The sequence below is a fragment of the Streptomyces sp. NPDC002784 genome (assembly GCF_053592135.1).
This window is the reverse complement of record NZ_JBSFVD010000078.1, coordinates 1-6,040: the sequence shown is the minus strand read 5'-3', so window position 1 is coordinate 6,040 and position 6,040 is coordinate 1. Positions and strand designations below refer to the sequence as shown.

The following is a 6,040-nucleotide window of genomic DNA, read 5'->3' as shown; positions in this document are numbered from 1 at the left end:
CGTCTGTACGCTTCCGGCGGCGGCCCGCACGCACAGGTGGGCCGGATCCCTGCCGGCGGCGTACACAGTAGCGGCCAGCGCCAGTTGCCACGGCGTCGACAGCGCCGCGGCCAGGCGGCCTTGAGGATGCTGCTCCAGTTCGTCGAGCACGGGCTGCCAGCCGTTGTGCATGGCGCGACCGGCCAGGTAGTGGCGGGCCTGCTCGGCAATGACGGGCACCAAGTCGATCCACGCCGAGTCCCGCAGACCCCTGCCCGCGCCGCTGAGCACCTCGTACTGGTCGGTGCGGCAGGTGAGGACCACGGGTGCCGGAGCGCGTCCCTGGAATCGGGCGTTGAGGTTCTCCAGTGCGCTACGGGCGCGCGGTGTTGCGGCGAGGGACGCGGCAGACGGGTCCATCTCGTCCAGCCCGTCGAGGACGGGCAGCACGCGCCCCTGCCGCACCAGATGCCGAGCGACGGCCGGGTGCCGGTCGTACTCCTCCACCAGTTGCTCAACCAACCAGTCTTCGAACGCACGGTGTGTGTCCCAGCCTGCCAGGGCGAGCCGCACCGGCACGGGGTCTTCGGGCCTGCGGTCCTCCAGCAGGGCCAGCACCAACTCCACCGCCAGCACGGTCTTGCCTGCCCCGGCCCGTCCCGTGATCACTACGCGCCCGTAACGGGCGAACCGGTAGAACGAGCCGACCTCTCCCAGCTGCCCGCCGGACACAGGCCCCAAAGGGCCGTGCACGACCACTGACCGCGCCTGCTCGCGGACCCGGAACTCCACATCGATCGCCACATGGTCGGCGCCCAGCAACTGCCTGCGCTGAAACGTCTCCAACTCCATGACACACGCTGCGAGATCCTCGGCCAGCACCGGCGAGTCCATCGGCTCCCACGGACTGCGCCGCAGCCCCACCACCGAAACGATCAGGGCCACAACCGCGACCGCCAGAGCCACCACACTCGCCGTGTCCTGTGGCTCCAAGCCACCCCGGACCAGAGCCTGCAGGGTCCATACCCCGCATCCCGCCACGGCGACGCCGCTGGCAGCGAACACCACCTGCCAGCCCCGCCGATGACCGCGTCCCCCAACCCGCATGTGTTCACTATCGCCGCTCCGCGCACCGACCGCGCGGACTTCCAGCGACCGCGATCAGATCGAGAGACCGACCAGTGCGTCCCCGCGTCCAGTGCCCGGTTCACTGCGGTGTCCACCGTCATGCCGCCTTCGGTCCCCTTCCAACCGTTGGTGTCGGTGGTGAACTCGATGTCCGCGTGGTGCAGCTCGACGTCACCACGGCGTCATGGGCCTGCCGGACATCGGCCGGGGCGAACCGCCCCGTTCCGGCACCCCGTGAGCCGCAGCGTCTGGTGGTTATGGAGCGGGTACGGCTCCCTTGCCCTGGTCCTGACCAGGCACCTGTTCCGTGCTCGGATCACCCCCTCTTCGAGGATGTCCGACAAGCGCTCGTCGCCCGGGGCCTCGATGAGTTCCCCCTCTCCCCAGACACACAGCAAGGCGGTGCCGCCGCTGATGGGTGCACCAGCCGTCGCCAGGACCTTCTTGACCTGGGACAGGCCTTCCGGCACCTTCACGGGCACACACGACAGACCGCCCCGCCGCAGCGGTTCCCCATGACGTGCTGCTCGCGCTCACGCCGTCCCCCGTCGTCGAGCTGAACCGGGCGGTGGCGGTGGCGATGCGCGACGGCCCGGAGGCGGGCCTGGCGCTGCTCGACGAGCTGGCCGACGAGCCGCGGCTGCGCGGTCACCGCCCCTACCCGGCCGCCCGGGGAGACCTGCTGCACCGGCTCGGCCGATTGCCCGAGGCCGCGTCGGCCTACCGGGAAGCACTCGACCTGGCCGGCACCGAACCCGAACGGGCCCACCTGCGAAGCAAGCTGACCCAGATCGAATCGCCCGACCCAGCCGACAAGACCGGCACATGACGGCGAAACCCCAAAGCCCCTCGCACCCGAGGAGAGCTGAGAGGCACCCGTCTGCCGTACCGATGCCGCGTGCTGTGCTCGCTCACACGGTCGTCTGTCACTCAGGGCTATATCCGCAGGTAGCAAACGTGTTTCTGGTTGTCAGCCGGTCTTTCGTGCACGGTTGGTGACGAGAGTTACGGATCGGTAGCGGGCTGGCTGCGATGGCGCGGTGGTGGGTGGGGAGGCAGGTTCGTTGCTTGGTAGCAGCGGTCGCTTCCCACGGGTCGGGACCCCGTGCTCGTGGGGTGGAGCCGGCCGCGCCGGTCCTCTCTGCAATGGAGACTCGAATGACGAAGAAGACTGCCTGTGCGCTTGCTGCACTGGCTGCTCTGGCGCCTGCGGTGGCGCTCGCCCCGGCGGCGGTGGCCGATGACTCCTCCGGCTACGACAAGGCCATCACGCTGCACGCGACGCTGAACCCGTTCAAGGTCAACAAGGTGACCGGATCGGGCACCGCCATGGTGCACCTGGAGGGCAACAAGGCCCACGTGACGGTCAAGCACAGCGGCCTGCTGGCCGGCGCCCCGCACGCCCAGCACTTCCACATCGGCGCAAAGGGCGTGTGCCCGCCCGAGTCGGTCGCCAAGAAGCGCAACGGCAACCTGTCCCTCAACACCACTGACGGCGCCCCCTTCTACGGTGGCATCGGCACCTCGCTGACCACGACCGGCGACACCAGCCCCGACTCCGGGCTGGCCATCGACCGCTTCCCCGTCGGCGACAACGTCCGCTACGAGCGCTCCATCACCCTCAGCGACGAGGCCGCCAAGAGCCTGCGCGAGGGCACCGGTGTCGTCGTCGTCCACGGCATCGACTACAACGGCAACGGCAAGTACGACAACGTCCTCGGCCCGAGCGACCTCGACCCGTCGCTGCCGTCGGAGGCCACCAACCCGGCCCTGTGCGGGGCGCTGAAGATGGCCGCCAAGGGCGCCGTGGCCGGCGGCCAGGGCGGAACCCAGACCGGCGTGAACACCGCCGCCGCCGCGGGCGGCGCCGCTCTCCTCGTCGGAGCCGTGGCCGCGTACGGTCTGCGCCGCCGCAGCACCAGCCAGGGCTGACCCGGCTGTATGGCGTTTCACTGCTTCAGGGGCCGTCGCGGTGCCTGCACCGCGACGGCCACCGCATGCGCCACCGCGGGGCTGGGCCTGCTGGCCGCCGCGTTCCTGCCCCACCACCAGCCGCCGCCCGCCCCGCCGCCGTCAGCCCACGTCCAGGCCCAGCCGCCCATAGCCCCGACCGGCCCCGGCAGCGAGACTCCCGTGCTGCCCGCCTCCGAGCCGGTCCGGATCACAGCCGGGCGCATCGGCCTGGCCGCGCCCGTGGAGGCGGTCGACACCGCCAAGGACGGCTCCGTTGCCCTGCCGGCCGATCCCGACCGGGCCGGCTGGTACACCGGCTCCGTCACCCCAGGTGAAAGAGGCAACGCCATCCTGGCCGCCCATCTGGATTCCACCAGCGGCCCCGCCGCCTTCTACAGCCTGGGCGCCCTCCGTCAGGGCGACCGCGTCACCGTCGAGCGCGAAGACGGCCGTGACGCGCACTTCACCGTCACCGCCATGCACGTCTACACCAAGAGTTCCGTACCTTCCGAGACGGTCTACGGCCCCACCACCCACCCGCAATTGACGCTCATCACCTGCGCCGACTGGGATGCGACAGCAAAGGAATACCGAGCCAACCTGGTCATCACCGCCCACCCCGCGACGAGGAACGATGCCTCAGAGACTGCTACCCGGCCCCGGCCCCGGAGCCGAGAGACGGCCTGAAGGCCGGCGCTGGACGCAGGAAGATGACGTGCCGTGACCACGGTCGGTGAGGGCCGTTGTGCCGAGTGGCGAGCGCGCACGGGTGCTGTGCGACCCTCGCGTCCTTCCCGGCGTGGGCTGGAGACCGCGCTCCGGTGACCGCCCTGTCACGACAAATGGCCCCTGGTTCTCACGCTCGGGGACCAGAAGCTATCGACTTCAGGCCACCCGCTCCGGGACGATCGACTTCCCTGTGCTCCCAAGGGCTCTTGGTCCAGCTGGGGACCGGCAGGTGGCGGTGACCTGCTCGTTCTGGCGGATGAGTAGGGCAATCGCCTGAGTGCCGGCTCCTGAACCTCCGGCCCTTAACGTGCGGGTCACAGATCCCTTGCCGTGGTTCCGGGGCGAGGTTTTCGGCTCGCGTCTGGCTGTGGTGTGTGGGGTGCGGTTTAGGGGGTATTAGAGGCGCCTTAACCGTGTTGCTCAGGACGAGGGTGGCGGTGTGGCCCAGTGGTGCCCGAAAACGAAGATCTGCCACTGGCCAGCCGACCTATCCTGGCGACGGTGACCTTCGCCGGCAGTGAGCCGGTGGCCGAGGCGCGCGACGCTGCCCGCGCCTTCCTGGCCGAGGTGCAGGCCGTGCACGGAATCCCGGTGTCGGACCGTGCGATGGGCATGGTGCAGCTGGTGGTCAGCGAACTGGTGACCAACGCGCAGAAGTACGCGCCCGGCCCGTGCCTGCTGGATCTGGAGATCAGCGACGGGGCTGTGGAGGTCAGCGTGTGGGACACCGATCCGACGCTTCCGGTGGCTCAGAGCCCTGATGCGGGCCGGGTCGGGCAGCACGGCCTGGAGATCGTGATCGGCGTGTGCCGCAGCTTCGAGATGCGGCGCGAGCCGGTCGGCAAGCGCATCATGGCCGCCGTCGTGCTGGCCGACGACCCCGGCGGGAACCCGGCGGGCAGCCTGATGTGACGCTGCAGGGGGTCGTGCCGGGTGCTGCCGTGGGAGAGCCGCCGCGTTCAGCAGCTGGTCATCGCCGTTCATCCGGCCAAGCCTTGCAGCCGCTACCGACAACGCGGGCTTGCCCAGGCCCGTCTTGGGCTTGCCCGCGTGGTCGGTCGCCGTGGCTTGCCCGGCTCAGGTGCGGAAGCGGGGGAGCCAGCCGCCGGCCTTCTGCGTCGCGGCCTGTTCCTCTGCCTCCTGGGACAGGCGCTCCTGCTCCTGCTCCTGGCGTTCGCGTTCGTCGGCTTCGGCCTGCGCTTGTGCTGCGACGGCCCGGTCCTGGCAGTTCTCGCACAGGTGCGGGTGCGACTGGCGATTGCTCCAGTCCGGGGTGTAGCCGACCGCCTCCCACCTCTCGTCGGTGAACTTCTGCCCGCAGTCCCTGCACACCGGTCGCCGTGCTTCGCGCTGCGCGGCTTCCCGTTCCTCACGGCGCCGCTGGTCTTCCCTGGCGGCCTGGCGGCGGGCGAGGTAGGCGTCCCGGCGGGCGTTGCCGATCGCGTTCAGCAGTGGCTGGTGGTGGTCGCGGCCGAAGCGCCAGATGACGGGCCCGGACGGGCCGTGTTCGCGCAGCTCATCCAGCGTGGTCGCCACGATCGGGATGCAGCGGTCGTACGAGTGATAGCCGCCCTCGGGATGCCACCGCCCTTGCCAGTGGTGGCGGGTGAGGTCGGCGGCCCCGGCATCTGCCTCTTGGCGGAGCGCTGGCCGACCTAGTGGAAGACGAGCAGGACCGGAGGGTGCACCCTCTCGTAAGCATCGGCGGCGGGTGCGGACCAGCGGGTGCGCCGCAGCGGCTTCTCGATGCCGTCGGTGTCCTTCTCCTGCCGCAGGAAGAACCGGGCGTACTTGTCGAACTTCGCGGCGAGGAGGACGGCTTCCTAGGTGCAGTTGTCGGCCTCGATGAACAGCAGCGGCACCCCGGCCTCCGGGGCGGTCAGGACGATGTCGGCGCGGGCGCTGCCGATCGAGACTCCTCGGATGCAGCCGTACGCATTGCACGCCGCAGCCACCCTGCCCACCCACTCCCCCACCAAGACCTCACCCCTCACCTCGCCACTCGATCGGGTGACGAGGTGAGGAGACGAGAGAGGGCGTGCCGGGAAGTACCGGGAGCCCGACGTTGGTAGATGCCGAGGAGGATGAGCCTCGCGGTACCCGAAGGAACTCCCCGAGCTCCCTGCTGTTGCCTGCAACCGTGTTGGTAACGGTCCTCTGACGGCGGCCATGACAAGCTCCCCATAGGCGGCCATTTACCGCCCCACTGATGGCCAAGGGTTTCCCCACGTACGGCCAGATATCTCCCCGC

6 protein-coding genes and 1 pseudogene are annotated in these 6,040 nt (G+C 70.0%); 4 read left to right on the top strand and 3 right to left on the bottom strand.

Annotated elements, in window-relative coordinates:
• A partial coding sequence (locus ACWD1Z_RS36195) for an NACHT domain-containing protein (protein WP_451124976.1) occupies positions 1 to 948 on the bottom strand: 948 nt, incomplete at its 3' end.
• Positions 949 to 1,621: 673 nt separating this feature from the next.
• Here ACWD1Z_RS36195 and ACWD1Z_RS36190 point away from each other — a divergent pair.
• The 4 genes and pseudogenes from ACWD1Z_RS36190 to ACWD1Z_RS36175 all read left to right on the top strand — a co-directional run.
• Positions 1,622 to 1,936, top strand: a pseudogene (locus ACWD1Z_RS36190) (RNA polymerase sigma factor); the annotation flags it as partial.
• Positions 1,937 to 2,265: 329 nt separating this feature from the next.
• A complete protein-coding gene (locus tag ACWD1Z_RS36185) occupies positions 2,266 to 3,039 on the top strand; it encodes a hypothetical protein (RefSeq protein WP_451124974.1) in 774 nt (257 codons plus the stop codon).
• A 9-nt stretch (positions 3,040 to 3,048) separates the two neighbouring features.
• A complete protein-coding gene (locus ACWD1Z_RS36180; RefSeq protein WP_451124972.1) occupies positions 3,049 to 3,747 on the top strand; it encodes a sortase domain-containing protein in 699 nt (232 codons plus the stop codon).
• Positions 3,748 to 4,290: 543 nt separating this feature from the next.
• The gene (locus ACWD1Z_RS36175; RefSeq protein ID WP_451124970.1) at positions 4,291 to 4,701 is read left to right on the top strand and encodes an ATP-binding protein; all 411 of its coding nucleotides are present in this window, start codon (positions 4,291 to 4,293) and stop codon (positions 4,699 to 4,701) included.
• Between the two features lie 165 nt (positions 4,702 to 4,866).
• Here ACWD1Z_RS36175 and ACWD1Z_RS36170 read toward each other — a convergent pair whose 3' ends face one another.
• Positions 4,867 to 5,325 carry a hypothetical protein gene (locus tag ACWD1Z_RS36170; RefSeq protein ID WP_451124968.1) on the bottom strand — a complete coding sequence of 153 codons (459 nt, stop codon included), beginning with the start codon at positions 5,323 to 5,325 and terminating at the stop codon, positions 4,867 to 4,869.
• A gap of 287 nt (positions 5,326 to 5,612) precedes the next feature.
• Positions 5,613 to 5,753 carry a hypothetical protein gene (locus ACWD1Z_RS36165; protein WP_451124966.1) on the bottom strand — a complete coding sequence of 47 codons (141 nt, stop codon included), beginning with the start codon at positions 5,751 to 5,753 and terminating at the stop codon, positions 5,613 to 5,615.
• Positions 5,754 to 6,040: the final 287 nt, after the last annotated feature.